The following is a 23,126-nucleotide window of genomic DNA, read 5'->3' on the forward strand; positions in this document are numbered from 1 at the left end:
GGTTTTTATATTTGTTTCAGTTTTAGGTGATGAATGAATATTTTTATTTCTCGGAAAGAAATAAAAAGGTTAGTTGATTTATTCTATGTTATTAATCGATCGATATTAATAATATATGTTTTTTTTGTCATTCACCGAGTCCATGCATTCACATTTTACATGGATGCGAGTGATATTTTTTTATATGTTTCATTTGTATTTCTAGCTTCGCAACTGGTTTCAGTGCTTCTCTCGATCATGGCATATTTCTCTGTGCGCGTGATAGAGAAGATCGTAAATCAAATAGACGCATTTTCCATCATATATGACTTTGTTAATCGTGGTGGATATGCCGCGAGTTTGTTTGCATTTATATTTTCCCTTGAGCGACTTTTCATAGAGCAGTCTTGGCTGAACAAGCTTCACGTAACCGAAGTTCAGCGGGCCGTCTTTGAACTTTTCTATGGGGTGTTCATATTTTTTTGGATGGTTTTCGGGCTGTTGCGTGCTCGCACGACTAAAGCTGTAAGGGCCGATGCCTCAAGTGATGGGCTGGACGAAAAGGAAGAGAAAATTGCCCCCAAAATTAATCGCCGGGATCGCCGTCTTTTCATCGCCTCGTCGGCCTCTGCTGTCGCCGCCATTACTGTGGGAACGCGAATAATATCGGGAAATAAGTTCGATTATCCCGTTAATTACTCTCCCGGAAAAGATGTGAATCGCGGAAACGTTCTACTAGTTACATTCGACGCGCTTTCTGCTTCGGATATGTCTCTTTATGGGTATGATCTGAATACGACACCTCATATTGATGCCTTTGCGAAGTCATCTGATGTATACGAACGTTTCTATACGTGTTCCACTTTCACAACTCCTGGTATATCTTCTATCTTAACTGGGAGGTATCCGTCTGCTTCTCGAATCTATCAACTGGGGGGGATGCTGCATGGGCAGGACGTTTACCGTACGCTGCCTGCCCTTTTGAAGGCGGAGGGTTATAATACAGCTGCTATTTGCGGGAACCCATACGCAATGCCTTTGATGGGGTCGACGAAAGGTGCTTTTGATAACCTTTGCGCAGCACCGAGAAAAGGGTGGACGGATATCCCTCCTTCCGAGCTGATCAAGCTCCCTGGCATGACTGATATGATGGATCTGGCAGAGCGCATGACTACGGTTTCGGGGCTTGTTCTGCCTTCATTGCGTCAAAGTATGTCTGCTACCCCGCCAAGAGATACATTCGAGGCTGCAAAGGCGGTCATTTCAAAGATGGAAGGACCCTTCTTTGTCTGGATTCATGTAATGGCTCCACATGGCCCTTATCTTCCATCAGAAGAATTCCGTCACCGTTTTCTGAGAGAAGGGATTCTCGAGACACGGCAAGACATGCTGCATCCACGCATTGTTGACCGGGCAAAAGGCAAATCCCAGATACAAACCGATATCGAGCATTTGCGATTGCGTTATGGTGAATGGATATCGGAGGCAGACTATGCCTTTGGAGAGTTCATGGCGTTTATGGAGAAATCTGGCTTTATGCAGGATACTCTAACCATGGTGTCATCGGATCATGGTGAGTTTTTTTCTCCAAATACGTACGGACATGGTGGGGCTGTTTTTCACGAGTCATTAATTCATGTGCCGATGATCGTGAAAACGCCGGAACAAAAAATTGGACGGCGTATAAATGTTGTTGCTGATCAAACAGCAATAGCGCCCACAATTCTTGATTTCGCGGGGGTCGCGGTGCCTAAGTGGATGTCGGGTTCCTCTCTGGTCAAAGTTGGAGGAGAGGGGGCAAGGCCGGGCAATGGCTTTGCAGTGACCCAATACCTTGAAGAAAACAGCAGCTTCAAGTCAATTGCGACGGGCACAATCGGTGCGGTGACTGACGGGTTCCAATATGTTCGGGAAATTGCGAGTGGCGATGAAAGTCTTTACGTCTTGGGGGATGAGGGGGCGGGGGCTTCTTCTCAGCTCGAGAGAGAACGTCCTGATGTGAAGGCAGACATGAAGCATAAGCTAGAAAGTATTAGAGACGAATTAAGAAACAGATTCCCTGAAGTAATGATTTAAGACGACGGGAATGAGAAAAAATAAAGCGTATTTCAATCTTAACAAGACCGCCTGGGAAAACGTTTCACAGGCAGGCTTGCTGGATGCATATACTTTAATTGTAAGGAAAAAAATTCTCGGGTCTCTGTTTTCATTTTGTGGGAAGCTGCAGTTCAGCGTTTTCGAAGACCGGTTGAGTAGGCTTCAAACCCAACCGCATATAGTGATAACTGGTCATTGGCGGTCCGGTACGACTTACTTGCATACATTGATATGCTGCGATCCGCAATTTACCTTTCCTTCTACAGATAGCTGCATGAATCCTCATGCCTTTATGCTGGGCTCCCGGCATATGAAACGGCGGGAAGTCAAGAGACCGATGGATGATGTTATCGTAACATCGACTTCTCCTCAGGAGGATGAGTTTGCTCTTATGGCATTGGGGGCACGCTCCCCATACGAAGGTTTGATGTTTCCTGAGAGTCTCGAAACGGCTCTTTCTTTAGCAGATATTGAGAATCTTGATGAGCGAGAGCGGAAGACATGGAAAGAAACATTCAGAAATTTTATTAAGGGAGTATCCCTCTTGGGGCAGGGGCGTCCGGTTGTGATTAAGTCACCGACGCATTCTTGTCGGCTCAAGGCCATTTCAGACGTCTTTCCAAATTCAAGGTTCATCTATATGAACAGAAACCCATTGGAGGTTTTTGAATCTACCTTTCGGATGTGGCGATCACTTTTTGATCTTTATTCTCTGGGAAGACCAATCTGTGACAATGCTCTGAGAGAAATTATCCTGCAAAACAGAATTGTTATGGAGAAAAAGTTTGCCGAAGGGGAGGCGCTTTTGCCTGGTCGTATGGTTGCCCATGTCGACTATCAAAGACTTGTCGATGAGCCCTTGCAGGAACTGCGAAGAATATATGTGGAACTGAATATTGATCCCGAATATTTATCGTCAAAGAATATATTATATCAAATTGAAAAAAATAAAAGATACAGAGCACAGGGGAGTTTGCCTCCTGCTGAATGGCAGCGTAGAGTTCTGTCTGCTTGGTCTGATTTCATGTGAAAATATAAGTTCGTTTATGGAAAAAAGTAATGGGCGAGTTTTTGGCGTAATATTTTATTGTTTGTTTTTTCTGTTGTTGGATTTTTTTATGTTTAAAAATATCTTTTTCACGTAATACGTGATGAACTTCCAAGTAAAAATCACTATCCCAATGATGGGGGTTAGTATTTGTAGAAGCGTGCTGCTTGTATTTGGATCAATGTAAGCATGTGCAGGATGCGAAAAAATTAGTAAAAAAGAAGAAATAAGAAGAATATTGAGTAATTCTTTGCTTTTGATCATTTTTTTTGTCTGTTGCTGGTGGCTGTGTGTTGAGGATTTGTGAAGTGGCATCGTGTTAATTTTTTTGATTGAAATTAAATATTTTATAATATTTGGTTGAATTCTGAAATTGTATTGACTTGATTCACGTGTAACCAAATATTTTCATCATTGTTCCAGCGCGCTTGTTTATAAAACTAAGGTCTTCTGGTGAAATCCCTTCTCCGCGAGAAGTCCCCCCCTTTCGAACAAAGGTGAAGTCTTTGGGCAACGTCAAATTTTTCTCCGCGCAGAACGCTTCGTTTTCCTTCATTTTTGAGAATGACGAACTTTCAACGGCCCTATGAATCACTTCGTCTTCTATCGTAAAGCCAAGAAGTGTATAAATATCTCTTAGAATACCAGCGGTATCATTGCAAAGGTCTTCGTATTTGATAACGCAGAATGAAACACTTGGGCGCGTTTGGGTTAGCCAGCTCTGTGCATGATTGACCCATGCTTCAATTCCGTAATGTGGATCGCGGATCATTTCGCTCAAAGTTCCTTGGTACCAACCCAGTTTGCTGGCAAAAACATGGTAAGAGACCATTGCGTCCCGTGGATCGCGAACCAAGTAAATGACTTTTCTGTATAGTGGGTTATGCAGCGCATGGCTTTTAATGAACCGATGGCCTGGAAAAGGAAGTGGTGGTGGGAGATGTCGAGAGGAATGTATATCTGGAACCAAATCACTAATAGCAAAAAAAGTTGGCTGACGGTCGATGCCACTTTTTTGCAGATTGACGGATGCAATCAGAAAACTCAGCCAAGTTATTCCACTTTTCGGAAATTCAACTAAAAAGGTATCGTCCATCTGCGGTTGTGAAGGCATTGTCGATATATAGGCCAGATCCCGTGCGCATGATTGAGAGGCCTTGAAAAATGCGAGAGAACTTTTTTTGATCTTTTGAAACTTGTTTGCCACGAGAAAAAGTCCTTTGTCTAAGAATAGATGCCTAAAGATATAAATTTAGCATCATTATAATATCTGTTGAGCAATAAAAGCCTCAAACGACTTACATGAAATTTGAGGTTAAAAGAAAATTTTCGTTTGTGGTCCGATGTCTCAAGGTAGCGATACCCGACAAGATTTTTTATCCTGAGAAAAGCATACTTTTGAACCTCTCAATTCTGCTACGAACAGCCAGTTTAATCCAAGCGATACTATATGCTAGCCCGGCTTGAAAATTAGATATTTTCAAATTTCGTCGGCGAACTAGCTGAGCTTCACGGAGGGCCAGGGGGCTCTGGCTGGCGCCACCGATGCGAACACGCGCAAGAGGGATCGGTATGAAGGATGCTCTTATATGTGGGCCAGCCCGAAGTAGAAAATCGTAATCTGCTGCGCTGCGCAGGGAGGCATCAAACATGCCAAAACGGTCAAACAGAGTGCGATGGTGTAAAGACCCAGGATGACCAATTGTCATCCGCTGTTGCATCTTTTGCCAATCCCAAGGAGTTGAGACGGTTCTGACAATACGATTGTCCGGCTCATCGATCCAGTGGATTGTGCCGACAATCATGTTGACGTCATCTGACACGCTAGATGCCTCTTTGCAGCAGATATCAAGCGAGTCAGGAAGGTAATAGTCATCAGCCCCAATAAAGGCGATCCATGTGCCTTTGGCGGCCATGATCCCTTTGTTCCATGCATCATAAATGCCGCGATCGGGTTCGCTGATAAGTTTGTGCACGACATCGCACGCATCTTCCACAAGCGCGACTGTATTGTCTTGAGACCCTCCATCTACAATGATCCATTCGATCCCGGTTCGCTCCTGGCTACGCAATGAGCCAATGAGATCGGGCAAATGCTTCTCAGCATTGTATGTCGATGTGATGATGGAAATTAGCGGTGGCGCATTGGTAGTTAACGGGGAGATGCTCATTCGACTGGGACTTTCCAATTACTCAGATCCCAACCTGTGAGTGTTTCAACTTGGGCAACATCGTTGGACAAACGAGATAGAATATAGTGTCGCTCTTCTTGAAGCAGAGTTGCTTTCGCAAGCGACCGGTCCATTAAAGAACGAACTTTTTGGCGAATGGGTCTCGGGACTACGTCACGGCTGATTGCTGCCATCTTTTCAATATGCTGGAAAGCGAATGCTGCTGCACGATTACGAGGGATTCCGGAAACATTAACCTGCCGTTTCGGAACTCCCTGTTGTTGAGCTATATCGGGGGTGACGCCGATAAAATTATATACATCTCGCAGGCTGTCTTGGCGTTTGTTCACATAGTGCTCGTGGCGGAGTACCAAGACGTTTTTGCGGCCGAAAGTGGAGAAATATCGATCTAGCACGGGGGCATAATGACTTTGTCCCAGATACGACCAAAATTCGCCCCACTGCGCTGATTTCCGCTCTGGCTCGAGGGCAATTGCTTTCAAGAAAGATGGTTCTGGCTCACAACCGATCAGTCGGGCATGAAGAAACTGCGAAAAAGCTCGTGCTGCTGGATCGCGAAGCATAATGATAATCTTTATGCTTCCCAGAGTGTTGTATATATGATTCGGAGTTCGAGGGTCGGCGAAGTAAGATGGGCAAATCTCGCCGATTGCTTGGTCGGTTTTGGCGTTCGCAAACAAAGCTTGGTATTTTTGAAGGCTGTCAACGTCCATGGGCGGGGGGGTGCCGGGGCCGTTCCAGGGCAAACCATCGAATGCCAACCGAAAAAAATGGGTTTCTTTGACCTTGGGAAGGAAGATATCAGGATGGACTGCCATATCTTCGTGCAAGGCACTAGTGCCGGTCTTGGGTGCGCCAACGCAAATAAAGTTCGGTAACGAGACCATTATGGACGGCTTTCTTCTTGGGCTTTCCACCGACGCTGCTTCAGGGCATAGGCATCAAAAATGCTTTTGAGTTTCTGAGTTGATTTATCCTCATCCAGCTGCTCTGCCATGGCATGGCCCGCTTTTTTAAGATGCGTTACAATTGAAGGGTCTTGAAGGACGGAGCGCAGGTGCTCTGCCAAGCTTGATGGGTCAGTGAGGTCGCAGTATAGCGCAGCGTCCTGCATCTGGGTGCGGAATGTGGGTTGATCGGCATAAATCACCGGGCAGCCCAACAAGGCCGCTTCGAGGGGCGGTAAGTTGGTAGGGCCAAAATAGCTCGGCATTACCAAAGCCTTGGCACCTGCGTAGAGTGCTGGGATTTCGCCATCATCAACAAATCCCAAGAAAAACACCTGATCTGCGATGCCCAGTCTGTGGGCACAAGACTGTAGATAATTTAGGTTACCTTTGTCGCCGCCACTCAACGCTGCTCCAACCAAGAGGCCATAGCGGGATTTGAGCTCGGCTATGCCTTCAAACAAATAAAGGTGATTTTTGTGAGGCCACATTTGTGCGGGATAAAAGACGTAGTCTTCGGGGAGGCCATATTTCCCACGCACAGTGTGCGGTGTGGAGGTGCCTTGGCCTGCGGCGTACGCCCGAACACCGACGGATGGCAGAAAAGGAATGACATGGATACGGGTACGGTCGACTGAGTACCACAGAGAAATTTTGTCAGCGCCACTTTCAGAGTCCGCAATCACCGCGAAGGCTTTGGGAAGAACTGCTTTTAATATTTGCTCGCGTCGTTCAAACTCCCTGTTGGCAAAAACCTCGGGGAATTCGGGGTGGTCGCGGTGGCATAAGTCCCATACCGTGAAAACATAAGGATGACGGGCTAATCGGATCGGGGTTGTAGAACGGGCATTGAAAAACGCGATGTCTATTTTTAGCTCTGCCAAGCGGAGATCCAGATTTTGTCCCAAGCGCCGAAAGCCCAAACGTCGCAATTGATGCATTGCCTTTTCGCTTTTGGGGGCTAGGCCACTCAGAGTATCGAAAAACCGCGTCCAAGCTCCATCGGCGTAGAAGTGAGCCTCGATACCTTGATCATGAAGACGTTTTAGATTCTCTGCTACAGGGGACATCACAACCACGGTATAGCCTGGCAAGGATTGCAGAGCGTGTATCATGGATAAGGTTTGCTGGAACGCTCCTCCCGACCCGAGGGCGTTTTCGACAAATACAGCAATCCGCATCGGTATCGGATCCTTTTGGTAATAGGCTCAAAACAAAATGCCGCTGTTACAGCGGATAAGCAGATGCGTAAAAAAATGCTTACATGACGCAAAACTCGGCTCGAAAAGTTTTAATCAAGGACCATGTGACGCATTTCTCAAACGGCCATAGCCAGCAAATATGCACCAAGCTCTCCTGCTTGTGGTGACCCTTCGGTCAGCCATTCTCCGTGCTTAATTGTCTTAAAGCCATGAAGACATAATTGTTCTTCAAGAAACGCAGGACTGAAATAGCGCATGTGGTGTTCCTCGTGCCAACGGTGAACTATACCTGTTTTCTTTTCTGTAGCGGTTACGTGGAAGTTGACTCGGACCAAGTTATTTTCGGCTTCGTGCACTGGAATGGTTAACCGATGAACATGCCAGATATCATTTTCTACTTCCCGCTCGCGTCGCGCTACACCGTCGCGATGGATTGCTCCTGCGTACCAGTAATCGAAGAGGAATGGTGCCCCATCGGTTAGATGAGCACGGATTTGGCGCAGCGCCAGCTTAAGGTCCGAGGTTGTGGTCAGGTAGCTAAAGACATGGAAAAGTGCGACCGCTGCGTCAAATGTCCTCGACAAATTGAAACTGCAAACATCACCTTGTATAAACTTGACCGCTGGTGCGGTCGAGAGACCTGCACTCCGTTGGTTGGCCAGAGCGACCATTTTGTCAGAAAGGTCTACCCCCAGGACAGTCAAGCCTTGACTGGCAACAAGATGGGCATGGCGTCCAGTTCCCGATCCGATCTCCAGTAGGCTGGTTAAGGGAGCCTTGTTGACCGTGTTTAATCGATTTAGGACAAAGGTTGCCTCGGCATTGTAGTCCTTGGCGCCATAGAGAAGATCATAAACAGCGACATATTCTCGGGAAAAGTTAGCGCTCACCTGAGCACCTGTTTTAGTACGGCAGCCACGCGAAGCATTTGGACATCGGTGATGCCCAAGCCCGAAGGCAGATAGAACCCCTGTTTGGCGATCCGTTCCGCCACCGGACAGGAAACTCCCCTAAATAGGTTCATTTTTTGGAAAACGGGTTGCAGGTGCATGGGCCAGAAGAAGGGGCGGGTGCCAATTTTATGAGCGGCGAGAGTTGTCATGGCTGCTTTAGCATCCATTTCCAGATTATCGTTTAAAATTATAGAGAATACCCAATAAAGTCCCTCCGCATAGTCCGTTTTCACTAGTGGTAGTTGTACACCGTGCAGGGAAGAAAGAAGTTTGGTATAAGTTGCGCCAATCGCCCGTTTGCGCGCAACCGTTTGATCAAGTTTTTCGACTTGGGCCAATCCCAATGCTGCCTGCATATTGGTCAAACGATAGTTCCAACCCAGTTCGTCATGCACAAAACGCTGGTTTGGGTTGAAGCACAGATTCCGAAGGTTGCGGCAGTTCTGTGCCAGAGCGGGGTCGTTGGTCATCACCATGCCACCTTCGCCGGTTGTGACCAATTTGTTGGGGTAAAAGCTAAAAGTGCTCAAGGTGCCAAAGCTTCCGCAAGGACGGCCCTTATAAGTTTGACCGTGCATTTCCGCGGCGTCTTCTATTATGGCCAGACTATGCTGCTCTGCTAAGGCCAGGATGGGGTCTATGTCTACAGGAAGTCCATAAATGTGTACCACCATAAGCGCTTTGGTGCGCGGCGAAATGGCTGCGGCATAATGGCTGGCAGTACTGTTCAGCGTCATCGGATCGCAATCCACCACCACGGGGGTGGCACCGCTACGTAGAACTGCGGCTACACAGGAAATGATGGTAAAGGACGGCAGGATTACTTCATCTCCTGGGCTTAACCTTAGGGCCGCAACAGCTATTTCAAGAGCTGCAGATCCGTTGGCAACACCTATCCCATAGCGCCGGTTGACCTTTTCTGCCATGGCCGCCTCAAAGCGTTCTACATAAGGGCCTTCGGAAGAAACCCAACCAGAGTCAATGCAGTCAAGTAAATAGGTGCGTTCATTGCCGTCAAACTTGGGGGCGTTTACCGGGATCGGCCCCACTTCTTGGAGGGAGAGGCCGTCTTCAATTTTGGTGGAATAATGTACAGAGGTCATTCTTTTACCTGGTTAGCCGAAATACCGGAAAACCGAATTTTATCCTCATCGCCTGCATAGGGGCCTTGCTTAATCTCAAACATCTCTATTTCCTCTAGGACTTCAAATCCGTGTCCACCTTTGATCAATAAAATAAGATCTCCCGGTTCCAGGGTGCGGCTATAGAGATAAGTCTGATCTCCATCGTAAAAATCGACCCTCATGCGTCCTTTGCGCAGAACCAGGACTTCTTGAGTCAAATGGACTTCACGTGTCACTGGCTTATGAACGTGCGGCTCGATCAGTTTTCCACGTGGATGCTGCATATAGCCGATTTGCTGGGATAGCGAAGTATCCGTAAAAAAGGAAATACCCGGCTTCGCATAGGACGCCCGGACAATCAGAGCCAAGAGCTCACCGCTATGCTCGATATATTCTATCATACGTTCTGCTCTAGCTTTGAATATTCGAGAGGCATCTCTCTCTAGGGGTGAAGTATGTAGCGCTTGCGTGTTTTCGTCCAGATGAGCTTGAATATTGGTGTTTTCTTATGTATTTGGGCTAGGACAAGATGGTATAATTTGGGCAATTCATCGAAAAGCTTCAAACATGTTATGTGATTGATGCACATGAAAAGGAGAGGCTCCTATATACTTCACAAAGCTCGGCGACATGTTTTTCCTGAGTTGGAGGATCCATCCAAAAGCGATGGTATGCATTGGCACCCAATCGTTTTACCATTTCATTGTCTGACAACCGTTCAAGTGTTTCTGTCAGAGATTTTTGGTCCCCTCCGGTAAAAAAGAGACCTGTCTCTTCGTTGGTGACCACGTCTATTGCGGCACAAGTATCAGCCACGATCGCCGGAATACCACGCGCAGCACACTCTAAGACTGCCAAGCCCAAGGTTTCATACCATAGCGAAGGAAGGACCAATGCGCGGGTTTGATCAATCAATGGCATAATTTCGCTGAAGGATAGCCAGCCTGTGAACTTGTGCTCGGGATAATAATCTCGAAGATTTGTGCTTAATTCTCCGTCACCAACGAAAGTTACTTGAACACCAGCGTCACGACCCGCGGATGCCAGAAGATCTGGCCCCTTTTCGGGCGATAGTCGTCCAATATACAAGACACCATTGGCTCGATCCGGTTCGGCTGCAGGCAGTTTTGTGCATTCAATGGGATTGTCTATTCGATGAATGGGGGTTTCTTTCGGTAAGAATGGTTGCAAAATCCTTTGACTAAAGTCGGAAACCGAAATGAAGGCGTCGACAGAAGATGGGAAGTGACCCGGGCCGTGTTGGGTTGCTTGGCGGGCAATGCGCCACATTTTATGAAGCGGATGGCGTGCATCGCAGTTGCAACGCAAGCAAGCAAGGCTTAGTGGTTTGCGATGGCAAGCGAGGTGAGCCTGATAGTCATAAAAGCTGCCATTTGGGCATACAGTAAAGTAATCATGAAGTGTCAAAACCAAGGGGAAATTACCTTGGCGGATTACAGGTATTATGGATGTTGAAAGAACCTTGGACCAACTGTGTAAGTGAACAACAGTTGAGGATGGATCAAGTTGCGATAAAATCTTTCTCAATCTTCGTGCCGCTCCGAGGTTCCATAGCCCGGTCAGAAAAGTTTTGCCTCGGTTCAAGGGATTTGAAATGGATAGCTGATTAAGAGAGATGATCTCGACGCCGCTTGCAGCTAATTCGGGCTCTGCCGGGCAGCTTTCTCCTCCGACGAAGATAACTCGGTATCCTGCCAAACGTAGTCCAATGGCACTCTTTATCGCAACTTTGGCGGCTCCGCCATTATTGTGCAGAGAGTCTGATAGAACGACGATCGTTGAAATCTGCATGTCGAGTGCTTTCCTGCACAACATCTAGGCGAAAATGAACTGGTCTGGTCTTATCATTCAGTCGTTACCATTTTCCAGTCTGGTTTGCAGGTGTTCACCATGTTAAGAGTTGGTGTGACTGAAGCTGGCACTACTTTTATCATTCAGGCAGAATATGGATGAGAGTTTTAGACTGCGAACCAGTTCAAACAGCGGGATTCCAGAGCTTCGCATCGAAGGCGAGGCTTGCTGAGCTGCTTGATGTCGTAATCGTTAATTATAATACTTACGACGATACCTATAAATGTGTCACTCATTTGATTGAGCTGGGTGAAGTAGCCCCGCATAACATTCATGTTGTCGATAATTTTTCCCCGGACGGGTCCGGATTGCGCCTCAAAAATGATTTACCGGCAGAAGTGGATGTTGTTTTGTCACGGGTTAATCAAGGTTTTGGTGCCGGAGTCAATATCGGTGTCCGGAGCGGCTCTGCGCCATTTGTTCTCGTTCTCAATCCGGACTGTCGCCCGGAAACTGCGAATCTCCATCGCCTTCTCGAGCATTTTAACCAGCATGTGGACGTTGGGTTGGTCGGTGGGGAACTGACAAACGTTGACGGTTCCTTGCAATATTCAGCTCGAACGTTTTATTCCGTGCTTGACGTGATCGTGCGTCGAACGCTTCTTAAATGGATTTTTCCATTCAGCCTGCTTAATCGTAGCCATTTACTGATGGATTGTATACGCACTGTTCCATTTGATGTGGATTGGGTGATGGGAACTGGCTTCATTGTTCGTCGCGACCTGTTTGAGCAGGTCGGAGCGATGGATGAAGCTTACTTTCTTTACATGGATGATGTTGATTTGTGTGTTCGGATGCATAAGGCCGGATATCGTGTCCAGATTTTCCCGATGGTAAAGTTCATTCATGATCACAGACGTCAAAGTCGCTGGCGCTGGAAGTGGACGTCCGCACAATCCACGCATTTCTCAAGCATGAAGTTGTTTGCGAAGCGTCATAGTTTGCCTCTTTTTCGGAGGCCAAAAATTCGTCAGTAACTATTGGTCGAGAGAATGGTTTGATTTCTGCGATTCATTTAGGTGAAAAAATTAATGATTGAGAAGATATATCAATTGAACGTTAGCGTATAGGGATTTGGAAAAAGTGTCTTCGGGTCTTGTTTCTAATAAAAAGTGTGTTTTGATAGATACTTTTTCTTTTCATTCATTTTTAAATTCAGGATTCTTCTATTGTTGGTCGCTCGCAGATCAATATGATATTGTTCTCCTCGTCGAGCAAGGCAAGGAGAACTCTGCTGCTTTACAGGTCTTGAAAAATACTGGAAAAATTGTTCGCATCGAGGTGATGCCTGCGTGGAGCCGTCGCTGGGCGCTCTTTCGTTGGTTAGGAGGGACACTTCCACATCTTATCAGTGAGTTGAAGCCTGCCTTGGTTTTGATGAATAGCTGGCATTCTTTTCATCAAAAAATTATCTCTCGTTTTGTTCGAGAAATTTGCCCAGATACTCCCATCGCTATTTGTTCTAGCGTACATATACCAATCACTGATTTCGAAGTTACAGCGCAGCATTTGGTCGGCGCACGTAAATCGGCGTGGCAAAAACGCTGGCCGTGGCTGCCAAGGATATTGAGTGATCTGGCACACGATACATGGGGACGCTGGGTTGGAATCCGTGACTTCAAGCTTCTTCCGTTGCTTTTTGCAGGGAAGGCTATTCAGCAAAGCCATTGCCCATGGCAAGGGAAGCTTTTCCTGAAGGATGAGGGAGAGCTCTATGATGCGGTGCTCTGCTACACGGAAGTTGAACGGACAGGTTACGCGATGGAGATGCTCGAACTGGAAAAAATCCATTTCGTCAGGCATCCGATGAGTGTCGTAGCGACCCAAGCATTGTTCAGTACGGGGCAGAAGGGCGCCAGAATTGCGGTACTCCCTTCAAGCTGTCTAGACTATGACAATGGTGACAGCATTGATCAGCAAATTGATGCGTTAGCAAGCTTGTGGGGGGATGCTTTGGAAATCATCCAGCAGCAAAGTGATTTGCCGGAAATCTGGTGGAAATTACATCCGTCTTTTGTCGATGATCCGGTTATGACGACGGTAACCGAACGGTTGGCAGAACGGTTATCTGGTTTTCAGTCGATGACAGGAAAAATCACCGCTGAGGCAATGATCGTTGAGAGCTCGGTTGTTGTGGGAGATGTATCTTCTGCGCTTCTGTGGGCAATGCGCCTTGGGCAGAGGAGAATCCTGAGTTTGGATATCTTTGATATGCCGATCGGTGACGAGATGTCTCACTATCCTAATATCTTCGTCATTGACGCCTTGGAGAATCTAAAATCTTTGGGACGGGATTTTTATTCTGGTGAGATGAAGGACGACAATCAGAATTCCGGCAATCCAACTGCACTTGAATTTCTTTCATCGCTAAGAAGTTCGTAAAACAAAAAGAAGATCGGCTTGGTTTGGAGTGAAAGATCATAAGCGGTTGGGCCGATTTAGGTGGCCATTGATCATCTGTACTTTATCGCAATCGAAAGAGCAGATGGTTCTTATCAGAAAATATATAAGAGAATAGTCATTAGTTTGGTGGGATATTTCGATATCTGATTCATTCTCGGTCGCTGTCATGTTTGCCGAAGTGTCATTGTATATATATTCATGTGATCAGTTGCGTCACGTTTTCGAGGAGGCGATTTTCACATTATGAGTAAAGTATCCATTGCTTCATCGGCTGTTAGATTGAGGAATGCCGAGCTTATAATGGTTGCGCTGATCCTGGCGGGGAGCGCGTTATCAACCATGGCAGCGTTGCCTGTTTTTCGCTTTGGGGTTTGGCGTGACAGCGAGCCAACTGTAATTGCAGTGTTCGTAACAGGAGCAATGGCGTGGGGGTGGGGCGGCTATTGCTACTATCGCTACAGGGAGGCAAAGGTTCCCTTGACGATTGTCGCATCGTTGCTGTTTGCCCTCTGGTGCTGTTTCACGAGTATGTTCGCACCTTTTCCCATCCTATCCTTTTTGGGGAGCCCGCAACTGGGTGAAGGGCCGATACTGTTTCTTTGTTGGTCGGGATTCATGTTGTTGGTCTGGGCAGTTTGGCAGGAGCGCGGAACAATATGTTTGGCGTTTGCTGCCGGGATTTTCATGGTCTTCTATGCGGCATCCGCGCATCAACTGGATGAGAATTCGGCTTTCCGGCTTTTTGGTTTTAGCGACTATGTCGGTGTGTTTGCTGTTTTGTTGCCCGCCCTCCTTTATTGCATGGCCAGACAGTTCATTTTGCCCCCATATCTTCGCCATGTATTAGTGCTGATCGGCTATGGGGCTTCGGTGTTACTGTCCTTGGCGGCGGGGAACAAGGGGGCTGCGTTGGCTCTTGTGTTTAGTACTGCAATCTGGGCTTTGTGCAGCCTACTGTTTTCCAAAGGCAAAGTGGTTTGGCAGCGTTTGGCAATTTGGGGCGCAATGGTTGCGACTGTCCTCGTGCCTATTTGCATCATGGCTGGTTTATGGGCGTTAGGGCAGAGTGCTGATATTTACCAAGAGGATAGCGAACCCGGCCTTTTTTTTAACCTCTACTCTGTCGTATCCAGGGGCTTGATGTTGAAATTGACCAGTTATGCCTTCGAGGAAGCAGGGATTGGGGCATATCTGGTTGGCAATGGTTTTGGGCATTCGCTTTTTTACGTTCAAAATTATTTACCATTATCTGGTCAAAGTTTTCTCTACCCGCATTGGGATGTGTTCTACCGCGATTTTGTTCATACCCATTCCATCCCCTATGAAACTCTGCTCTCAGGTGGCCTTCTGGCGCTTGTCTTGTACTTTATGGTTTTCTGTCTATGGGTTTATGAGGCCGCGCTTGAGGATCGCCCAATAGTAATTGCAACGGCACTGGGCTACTTGACGGTCACATCAATCTGGTTTGAGTTCGCGTCCCTCATTCCGCTTCTTGCATTGATTATGGGGGGCACCTTGCAGCATAGTGAAGGTCTTGGTGGGTATTCACGGGGATTTGTGTGGTCGCGCGGCCGACTACAAGCTTCTGTGATTATCGGGGGTGTTTTGCTTGTCTGCGCGTGGTGGCTTTACCAACAAAACCGTGGGCTTGATAGATCTTTGTTCATGGAGAGGGCTCTGTCTGCAACTGAGCAAGGTATGCCAAGCGATGGGGTGCGAGGTCACATATCTCTGCAACGAGCTTTGCTGGATGGTTGCTATAAGTTGACTGATCAGAACTCTTTGCAAGACCGTTCTCCGCGCAGCTTCCAATGGTGTGAAAAGTTATTGCAGCACGCATATAATGAAATTGGTGCTCGTCCTACCAGTTCGTTGGTGCTTGCTTATCTTGTTGTTACTGCGAATTTTGTAAATACTTCGATAGAAGCGTTGCCAGCATACGAGGACATTCGGCAGTTATTGATCCGGCGCTGGGGAGATGTTGCATCCCAATTGATTGCTGTGGCTCCGCACCGCATAGATATCCTCATTCCGTATTTTTCATATTTGGCAGACACAAACGTATCAGCTTCTGTCCAGCGGCAGGGCGATCTGATCTTGGATGCGTTTATTCGATATGAACCTGAAAACCCTATTGTTTTGTGGTTCGACGGACAGCGAGATCTGATGGCTCACTCTCCTGAGCAGGTGATTAACGGTTTGAATAAAATGATCTCTGCAATTGAAAGGCACAGTCTGGAGAGATATGTTGCGCTAACTGAAGATATGCTGGCGAAGCTTTATAAAACTCGTGCGGAATTCGAGGCGCGGCGGTAGTGTTTTCCAAAGGACAGTAAAATATTTATTGGCTATATTTCTCTGGATAAAGAAAAAAGAGGAACTTTTAGGATGGTACTCCGCAGCCGATTGATCAATCGGCACGAAGTCCAAGGTTCCAGAGTCCTTTTCGTTTTATCCGCAGGTGATCTTCCCGAATAGTTTGGGGCGCAACTTTCGATCAGAGTGCTTCTGCATCCAAATACTTTCATAACGTGAGCGGGACAGGCGCGCGTTGGAAGTTAATTTCGTTCTTGAAAGGGCTTAAGTGCGGCATTGGTGTGTTGTAAGTGCAACACATGCGAGGATTTATGTCGAAAGATTGGTGGCTTAAGGTGGTGATTGGCCCAGAAATGCGTTTTTCATTTGCGCTGGCTAAGGGACAGTATCATAAGTACAAAATACGTTTCGAGATTTTGGTCAAAGGGGATTATCGTGCTTTCAAAACTAAGCTGTGCCGTTGTGGGGGTTGTTTTTGCCATCGGTGCGTTTAATGCATCTGCAGAGACTTATACTACGGGCGAAAATGCTGCTGGCGCTACGGTTGTTGCGCCAACAATCGGTCGAACAGTTACAGCATCAAACGTTAGTAATATTTCCAACCATCTTGATGCGCTGGTTGGCAATATCGGTGGTAGTTTTGGCGGTGGCGCGATCTCTTCTGGTCTTGATAGCGGTCAGAACAAGCAGGATATTGCTTTGTTCGACAGTAAAAAGCAAAGTGGTCTGGCCGCCGGTGGTGAAGAGCGGACATTTAGTCTTTGGGCAAACGCCAACTACACGTATGTCGATAACGATAAGGCTGGCACACAGTTTGATGGCGATGTGAAAACCATTAACATTGGTGGCGACAAGAAGTTTACTGACAATGTCCTTGTTGGTGTTTCTTTGGGGTATTCAAAAACCGACATTGATACCACTTACAATAGTGGTAAATATGAAGAAGATGCATATACTCTTGCTGGGTATGGGCTTTACAAGTTCAATGAAAATCTGAACTTGTCTGGTATGGTTGGTAATACTTGGTCAAGTATTGATCAGCACCGCCAGAATGGTGCAACGACTTCTGATCCGGATGCTGAAACCCAATTCGCGGCGGCGACGCTGACCGGCTCGAAGAAATACGACAAGCTTGGTTTGTCAGCTCACGTCGGATACATGTGGGCGAACCGCGATACTGATGGTTATACCGAAAGCGATACCAACGTCGTTAATGCAACTTCTGCGAAGACCGATCAGGGGCGTGTCGGTGGTCTTGTCTCCTACGATCTTCAAGCGTCGTCAGCAATGTTCTCCCCGTTCTTTAGCGTAGATTATCTTCATGATTTCTCTGACGAGATCAATGATGACTCCGACGCATTTGATACCGGGCTTGGACTTAAAGTTTCATCTAACGATGGGATGCTGGAAGGCTTCTTCCAAGTTAAAACGCAGCTTGGTCGTGAGGACTATAGTCAGACCAGTGGATCTGCAATGTTGCGCGTCAACTTCTGATCAATCTTTTGACGATCAAGATGCTACAGCGTGATCTTCAGGGGGCCAGGCAAATTTGCCTGGCCCTTTTGTCTTTGTCGTTTTTGTCTGCTTGTCAGAGCTTGATGACGACCGGTGCTTACCTTCATGCGGATGAAATGGCGAAAGTTGCCCGCTGGACCCCGACTTACATTGAGACGCCGCATTTTACTCTCAAGGCTTACCTGGGGCCACAGCGCGGATCTGACAGGCCTATTGTGATATATGTTGAAGGGGATGGCTTCGCTTGGGTCGATAAAAATTGGGTATCACCGGACCCGACACCACGCGATCCATTCATGCTGTCGGTTGCTTTGCAGGACAACTATTACAATGCAGCTTATCTGGCCCGCCCGTGCCAGTACGTTATTAAAGTTGATCGTGGCGCAAATTGCCAGGTCGCTCTTTGGACGGATGCGCGCTTCAATCAGGTCGTAATTGATGATATGAGTGGTGCTATTGATCAGATTCTCTTGCGGACGGGGCACAGCAAAGTTGTCCTTGTTGGCGGGTCTGGCGGCGGAGCTGTTATTATGTTGCTCGCCAGTAAGCGCAATGATATTGCTGCTGTGGTTACTCTTGCCGGTCTGCTTGACCATCGCGCTTGGACAAACTTCCACAAGATATCCCCGCTTGACCAATCTCTGAACCCGGCGGGTTTTTATCCGAAGATTGCCGCCACACCGCAATTGCATTTGCTGGCAGGGGAAGATGATGTCATTCCTGTCGAATTATCCAGACGTGAGTTGTTGCGCCTGCAAGCCTTGTCTCCGCAGACAGTAAGTTCGTATGAAATCACAGGTATCGATCATAGCTGCTGCTGGAGTGGATACTGGACAGCTCACTATCGCGATATCATTGATTCGCTGTTAGAGGCACAGGTTTCTGATGGCAGAATTCGTATTGCGCCCTTCAGAGAAAATCCATAAGCAATTGTTCAATTGAAGTTGCCTGAACTGTTTAATTAGACAACTGTATTTCGATATCTGGAATATATCTTGAAGTGACTGATGTCGGTTGCTGCCGACGGTTGATATGCGCTTGCGCGCTGCTATCTGGTTTGCTGATTAAGAATTGGTGTAATAAAATGATAGATAAATGCTTGCGGGTTTTATTTTTCTTAGAATAGCGCAATTTTCCGGGTTTTGGTTGTAGTTATACAATAGGATTTCGTCGGTGTTTAACGATAATATTAGAAATGATATCGATAATTTTATTGATAAATATTTGCACAATATATATCCACTCCTGAGTGGTTTGGTTCTTTCATCAATTATATTTCTTTGGTCTTTGGAGTTTGGTCCCGACAGATATGATGTTGGATTGAATGTATTTTTAGCTATAATTTCTTTTGTGTTTTACCTTCCTTATATTGTTAATAATTTTTCTTTGTTCCCGTTTGTGGTTTCGATTATTTTTATTTTATATCAAGTGGCGTTTTCTTTGTTAAACGGGTTTGATTTTAGATCGGCGTTGCTGTGTTTCGTTTTTGTATTGTATTTTTATAGTGTATTTTATTCCCTTTTGTTTTGCTTTGGTGATGAGTTCAAAGTTTTAAGAAAACTTATTCTGGTTTTCTTAATTGCACAGATATGCCTGCAAGTTCTGGAAGTGTCTGGTGTTTTCCAGTTATATGAATTTGCTACAGTCAGAATGTATTTATTTGGTAATTTTGGGGCTACTGGCCTTTATGGTGAGGGGTCTCACGTCGCTTTTTCACTGGTTCCGTTGATGTTTATTAAGGATGAGCGGGGGCGGCACCTTAATGCTTCCAGTGTATTGGCTGGGATATCCGTATTATTGGCGATTTCATCAACGGCGATTGTTGGTGTGCTTTTGCTGTTTATCCTGCTGATTTTAAAAATCAATAGCTGGCGGCGGGTTGGTTTGGCTTTTCTGGTGATTTTTGGTTTTCTGATTGTATTGTTTGTTGGCTGGCAGGTCTTTCACTTCCGTCCTTTTGCGGCGCTTGCTGTTCGCATATGGGGAATACTGCAAATAATTAGTGGGGAAATCGACCGGGGGGTTAATTTATCCGCGCTGGTTTATGCCAACGGAATGAACATGGCCTGGGCCGGGGTGAAGGATATACTCGGGTCGGGACTTGGAAATTTCAGTATATATTTCGATCAGTCAATTGGACGGGAAGCAATAGATCAGATTTCACATGGTCCGTTAAATAAAGATGATGGTAGCTGCGTATTATTCAAAATGATTGGAGAGATGGGGATATTGGGATTAATTATCGTTGGGTATTTTATGTTTAAAAATATCGCGATAATTATCAGGCATGGGGATAGTTTTATATCGGTTCTTGCATGTTTTATAATTATGTCTGCTTTGCGTAGCGCTGGATATTTTCACGGACCTTATATTATCTCATTTGCACTGGTTGGTGTATTGTGGGAAATGCGAAGAATGTCCTTGGGAGGCGTTCTGAAAGCAAATTGAATTGAGCAAATACATATATTTTTATCGGCTGCATAATAGGACTTGAAAGAAGCTGCCTGCTGTTGCTGTCTTCGGAAAAGGAATGATGTTTCCAAGCGGCGTCAAAAAGTTCTTGATTTGTTCTTTTGTTTATGGCATAAGATAAAAGTCAACGGGAGAAATGCACCCGGATAAAAACCCGCAAGGCCTTGAGCCTCGCGGGTTTTTGTGTTTTGGGCCGGATGAAAGAGGTGATCAGGATGATGCGGCAAAGAGACGGACATAGACGGGGGTGGGGCGGCGGATGGCGGAGCCGTTACGGCGGCATTATGCTTTAGGGCTAAGAGAACTAACCCGGTCATTTATCATGACGGGAGAGGTGCGTCTTGTTGGAGGGGGAGCATTAAATCTGCCGTGAGCGGCAGCGATGGCAGCAGCGGTCAGCAGTGATCTGTGACCCGTCGATGGTGGGCCAGTGGGGCCGTGCGCCCGAAGTGTGTCCGGGCTTAAGTCGTGGTGGGGAAGTCCGGTTTTGAGTGAAGTAATGGCCATCGATTTTTCAACCTACAGGAGCCAGAACGGCAAGCACGGGCATCGATTGTAATTGTAGCCTTCTCACCTTTTTGCCAGAATGTTGGCTGGCGTAATGCAACCTCTGGGGGTGTGGTGGGGAAGGTAAATGGCTGACGACATCGAAAAGCCCGAGATGCCAAAGGGTGGGGGCAAGAAAGCAAAAGTAGCCAGAGGCGCGTTACAGGCTGTTGGCGGAGCGGTACCCTTGGTTGGTGGGTTGGTGTCGGCGGTAGCTGGTGCATGGTCGGAACATGAGCAAGAGCAGGTAAATCGTTTTTTTGACCATTGGATTAGGATGCTGCATGACGAGTTAAAAGAAAAAGAGGAAACGATTATCGAGATTATGGCTCGGCTTGATATGCAAGACGAAGAGGTGATCAAACGTGTGGAAAGTCCGCAGTATCAATCGCTATTGAAGAAAGCATTCCGAGATTGGTCTGGCGCTGAGAGCAACGATAAAAGGGTTTTCATTCGAAATATTCTGACAAATGCGGCGCAAACTTCCATCTCAAGTGATGATGTAATCAAAATGTATTTGGATTGGTTGGAAAAATACTCGTTGATGCATTTTCAAGTGATTGCAGCGATCTATAATCAGCCTGGTATAACGCGTGGCGGTATGTGGAGAAGTATCGGGAAAGGAGATGTTCGAGAAGACTCTGCGGATGCGGACCTGTTTAAGCTATTAATTCGAGACTTAAGCACGGGCGGTATAATTCGACAGCACCGCGAAACCGACTACTACGGTAATTCTATAGCTAAAAGGTCTCAACGAAGGCCAAAAGGAAGTGGCCCCAAGCCCGCAGTTTCTGCGTTTGATGATGTTGAAGAATATGAGCTTACAGACCTCGGCAAACAGTTTGTTCACTACGCGATGACAGAGCAAACAGTTAAGATTGAATTTGATCAAAGTGACTGACGCCAACTGTGTCGATCTTCGTCGCTGACTTGATGCCTGCCATGTGGTGCTCGGATTAGGGTAAGGGAAATTGATCAAAATCGTCAGTCCGGGCTGCGCCATCACAACCTCCCCCATGCGCAATGGTACTCTCCATTCGTCGTATTCGTTCAGTCCATATCCTCCGGGTTTTGCTAGTCTTCGTGATTGCAATCATAGGATGGTTTTTGTCCTCCGTTTTCCGGGCAGGAGCCTGCTGATTGGAATGGAAGGCCGGGAAGAAATTCCGGCGTCATATAATCGGAGGAGGAAGCAGATGAGCAGCAACAGAGGTGTGGTGTATGTCGGGCCCGGCAAGGTCGAGGTTCGTGACATTGCCGATCCGGTGATGGCATCGCCGAATGGCCGGAAGCTTGACCATGCCGTCATTCTGAAAGTGATTAGCACCAACATTTGCGGATCGGACCAGCATATGGTGCGCGGCCGCACGACCGCGGAGCCGGGGCTGGTTCTGGGGCATGAAATTACCGGCGAGATCATCGAGAAGGGAAGCGACGTCGAGCAGCTTGAAATCGGCGATATCGTATCGGTTCCGTTCAACGTTGCCTGCGGGCGGTGCCGGTGCTGCAAGTCGCAGGATACCGGTGTGTGCCTGACGGTGAACCCGGCGCGAGCCGGGGGTGCCTATGGCTATGTCGATATGGGTGGCTGGATCGGTGGGCAGGCGCGTTATGTCATGGTGCCCTATGCCGATTTCAACCTTTTGAAATTCCCCGACCGTGAACAGGCGATGGATAAAATCCGCGACCTGACGATGCTGTCCGACATTCTGCCGACCGGTTTCCACGGTGCGGTGCAGGCCGGTGTTGGTGTCGGGTCCATCGTGTATGTGGCCGGTGCCGGGCCGGTTGGCATGGCCGCCGCCGCATCGGCGCGTATCCTGGGGGCTGCCGTGGTGATGGTCGGTGATTTCAACAAGGAACGTCTGGCGCATGCATCGAAGATGGGCTTTGAGGCGGTCGATCTGTCGCAAAGTGATCGTCTGGGCGAAATGATTGCCGAGATCACCGGAAGCCCGGAAGTGGACAGCGCCATTGATGCGGTCGGGTTTGAAGCCCGCGGGCATACGGGCGGCGAGCAGCCGGCGATTGTCCTTAACCAGATGATGGAAATCACGCGGGCTGCCGGTTCCATCGGCATTCCGGGGCTTTACGTTACCGAAGATCCCGGTGCGGTCGATGATGCGGCCAAGCAGGGCAGTCTGTCGCTTCGGTTCGGATTGGGCTGGGCCAAGGCGCAGTCGTTCCATACCGGGCAGACGCCGGTGATCAAATATAACCGTCAACTGATGCAGGCGATCCTGCATGACCGCCTGAAGATTGCCGATATCGTCAATGCGCAGGTGATCTCGCTTGATGATGCGGCGAAGGGTTATGAAAGCTTTGATCAGGGGGCGGCCAAGAAATTCGTGCTTGATCCGCACGATGTTCTGGCGAAGGCCAGCTAGTCGCGAGGCTTGGACTAACCTGATTGAAACGAAAAACGGGAGCCAGCGGTGGCTCCCGTTCTTTTTTGTGCGC

General features: G+C 47.4%; 18 protein-coding genes. 10 read left to right on the top strand and 8 right to left on the bottom strand.

Annotated elements, in window-relative coordinates; all coding sequences use genetic code 11:
- The first annotated feature begins 33 nt into the window (after positions 1-33).
- Positions 34-2,055 (top strand): sulfatase, encoded by a 2,022-nt coding sequence (locus tag AUP42_RS20570; protein WP_062953474.1) that lies wholly within the window; start codon positions 34-36, stop codon positions 2,053-2,055.
- Positions 2,056-2,065: 10 nt separating this feature from the next.
- Positions 2,066-3,106, top strand: a complete 1,041-nt coding sequence (locus AUP42_RS20575; RefSeq protein WP_062953475.1) for a sulfotransferase family protein — start codon at positions 2,066-2,068, stop codon at positions 3,104-3,106.
- A gap of 406 nt (positions 3,107-3,512) precedes the next feature.
- Here the strand turns inward: AUP42_RS20575 and AUP42_RS21305 are convergent, their stop codons facing one another.
- The 8 genes from AUP42_RS21305 to AUP42_RS21310 all read right to left on the bottom strand — a co-directional run bounded on the left by AUP42_RS21305 (position 3,513) and on the right by AUP42_RS21310 (position 11,354).
- Positions 3,513-4,331: a sulfotransferase domain-containing protein gene (locus AUP42_RS21305; RefSeq protein WP_082824881.1), complete on the bottom strand. Its 819-nt coding sequence runs from the start codon at positions 4,329-4,331 to the stop codon at positions 3,513-3,515.
- Between the two features lie 169 nt (positions 4,332-4,500).
- Positions 4,501-5,295, bottom strand: a complete 795-nt coding sequence (locus AUP42_RS20590) for a glycosyltransferase family 2 protein (protein WP_062953478.1) — start codon at positions 5,293-5,295, stop codon at positions 4,501-4,503.
- Positions 5,292-6,203, bottom strand: a complete 912-nt coding sequence (locus tag AUP42_RS20595) for a sulfotransferase domain-containing protein (RefSeq protein ID WP_062953479.1) — start codon at positions 6,201-6,203, stop codon at positions 5,292-5,294. Before AUP42_RS20595 ends, AUP42_RS20590 begins: the two co-directional genes overlap by 4 nt.
- Positions 6,203-7,444 carry a glycosyltransferase family 4 protein gene (locus AUP42_RS20600; protein WP_062953480.1) on the bottom strand — a complete coding sequence of 414 codons (1,242 nt, stop codon included), beginning with the start codon at positions 7,442-7,444 and terminating at the stop codon, positions 6,203-6,205. Before AUP42_RS20600 ends, AUP42_RS20595 begins: the two co-directional genes overlap by 1 nt.
- Before the next feature lie 137 nt (positions 7,445-7,581).
- Positions 7,582-8,355 carry a class I SAM-dependent DNA methyltransferase gene (locus AUP42_RS20605; RefSeq protein ID WP_062953481.1) on the bottom strand — a complete coding sequence of 258 codons (774 nt, stop codon included), beginning with the start codon at positions 8,353-8,355 and terminating at the stop codon, positions 7,582-7,584.
- A complete protein-coding gene (locus AUP42_RS20610; RefSeq protein ID WP_082824883.1) occupies positions 8,352-9,521 on the bottom strand; it encodes a DegT/DnrJ/EryC1/StrS family aminotransferase in 1,170 nt (389 codons plus the stop codon). Before AUP42_RS20610 ends, AUP42_RS20605 begins: the two co-directional genes overlap by 4 nt.
- Positions 9,518-9,943 carry a hypothetical protein gene (locus AUP42_RS20615; protein ID WP_062953482.1) on the bottom strand — a complete coding sequence of 142 codons (426 nt, stop codon included), beginning with the start codon at positions 9,941-9,943 and terminating at the stop codon, positions 9,518-9,520. Before AUP42_RS20615 ends, AUP42_RS20610 begins: the two co-directional genes overlap by 4 nt.
- A gap of 169 nt (positions 9,944-10,112) precedes the next feature.
- The gene (locus AUP42_RS21310) at positions 10,113-11,354 is read right to left on the bottom strand and encodes a glycosyltransferase family 4 protein (RefSeq protein ID WP_170954217.1); all 1,242 of its coding nucleotides are present in this window, start codon (positions 11,352-11,354) and stop codon (positions 10,113-10,115) included.
- Between the two features lie 158 nt (positions 11,355-11,512).
- Between AUP42_RS21310 and AUP42_RS20625 the strand changes: the two genes are divergently transcribed.
- From AUP42_RS20625 to fdhA, 8 genes are all read left to right on the top strand, one after another.
- Positions 11,513-12,391: a glycosyltransferase family 2 protein gene (locus tag AUP42_RS20625; protein ID WP_062953484.1), complete on the top strand. Its 879-nt coding sequence runs from the start codon at positions 11,513-11,515 to the stop codon at positions 12,389-12,391.
- 106 nt (positions 12,392-12,497) lie between these two features.
- A complete protein-coding gene (locus AUP42_RS20630; protein WP_062953485.1) occupies positions 12,498-13,796 on the top strand; it encodes a hypothetical protein in 1,299 nt (432 codons plus the stop codon).
- Between the two features lie 264 nt (positions 13,797-14,060).
- Positions 14,061-16,133 (top strand): hypothetical protein, encoded by a 2,073-nt coding sequence (locus AUP42_RS20635; protein WP_062953486.1) that lies wholly within the window; start codon positions 14,061-14,063, stop codon positions 16,131-16,133.
- Positions 16,134-16,568: 435 nt separating this feature from the next.
- A complete protein-coding gene (locus tag AUP42_RS20640; protein WP_062953487.1) occupies positions 16,569-17,627 on the top strand; it encodes an autotransporter outer membrane beta-barrel domain-containing protein in 1,059 nt (352 codons plus the stop codon).
- An 8-nt stretch (positions 17,628-17,635) separates the two neighbouring features.
- Entirely contained in the window at positions 17,636-18,574 is a 939-nt protein-coding gene (locus AUP42_RS20645) for an alpha/beta fold hydrolase (RefSeq protein WP_062953488.1), read from the top strand.
- A gap of 247 nt (positions 18,575-18,821) precedes the next feature.
- Positions 18,822-20,096 (top strand): hypothetical protein, encoded by a 1,275-nt coding sequence (locus tag AUP42_RS20650; RefSeq protein WP_062953489.1) that lies wholly within the window; start codon positions 18,822-18,824, stop codon positions 20,094-20,096.
- Between the two features lie 658 nt (positions 20,097-20,754).
- On the top strand, positions 20,755-21,567 hold the full coding sequence (locus AUP42_RS20655) for a hypothetical protein (protein WP_062953490.1): 813 nt from the start codon (positions 20,755-20,757) through the stop codon (positions 21,565-21,567).
- Between the two features lie 295 nt (positions 21,568-21,862).
- A complete protein-coding gene (gene fdhA, locus AUP42_RS20660; protein WP_062953491.1) occupies positions 21,863-23,053 on the top strand; it encodes a formaldehyde dehydrogenase, glutathione-independent in 1,191 nt (396 codons plus the stop codon).
- Positions 23,054-23,126: the final 73 nt, after the last annotated feature.

This window comes from Thalassospira lucentensis (assembly GCF_001613805.1).
GTDB classification, from domain to species: Bacteria; Pseudomonadota; Alphaproteobacteria; order Rhodospirillales; family Thalassospiraceae; genus Thalassospira; species Thalassospira lucentensis_A.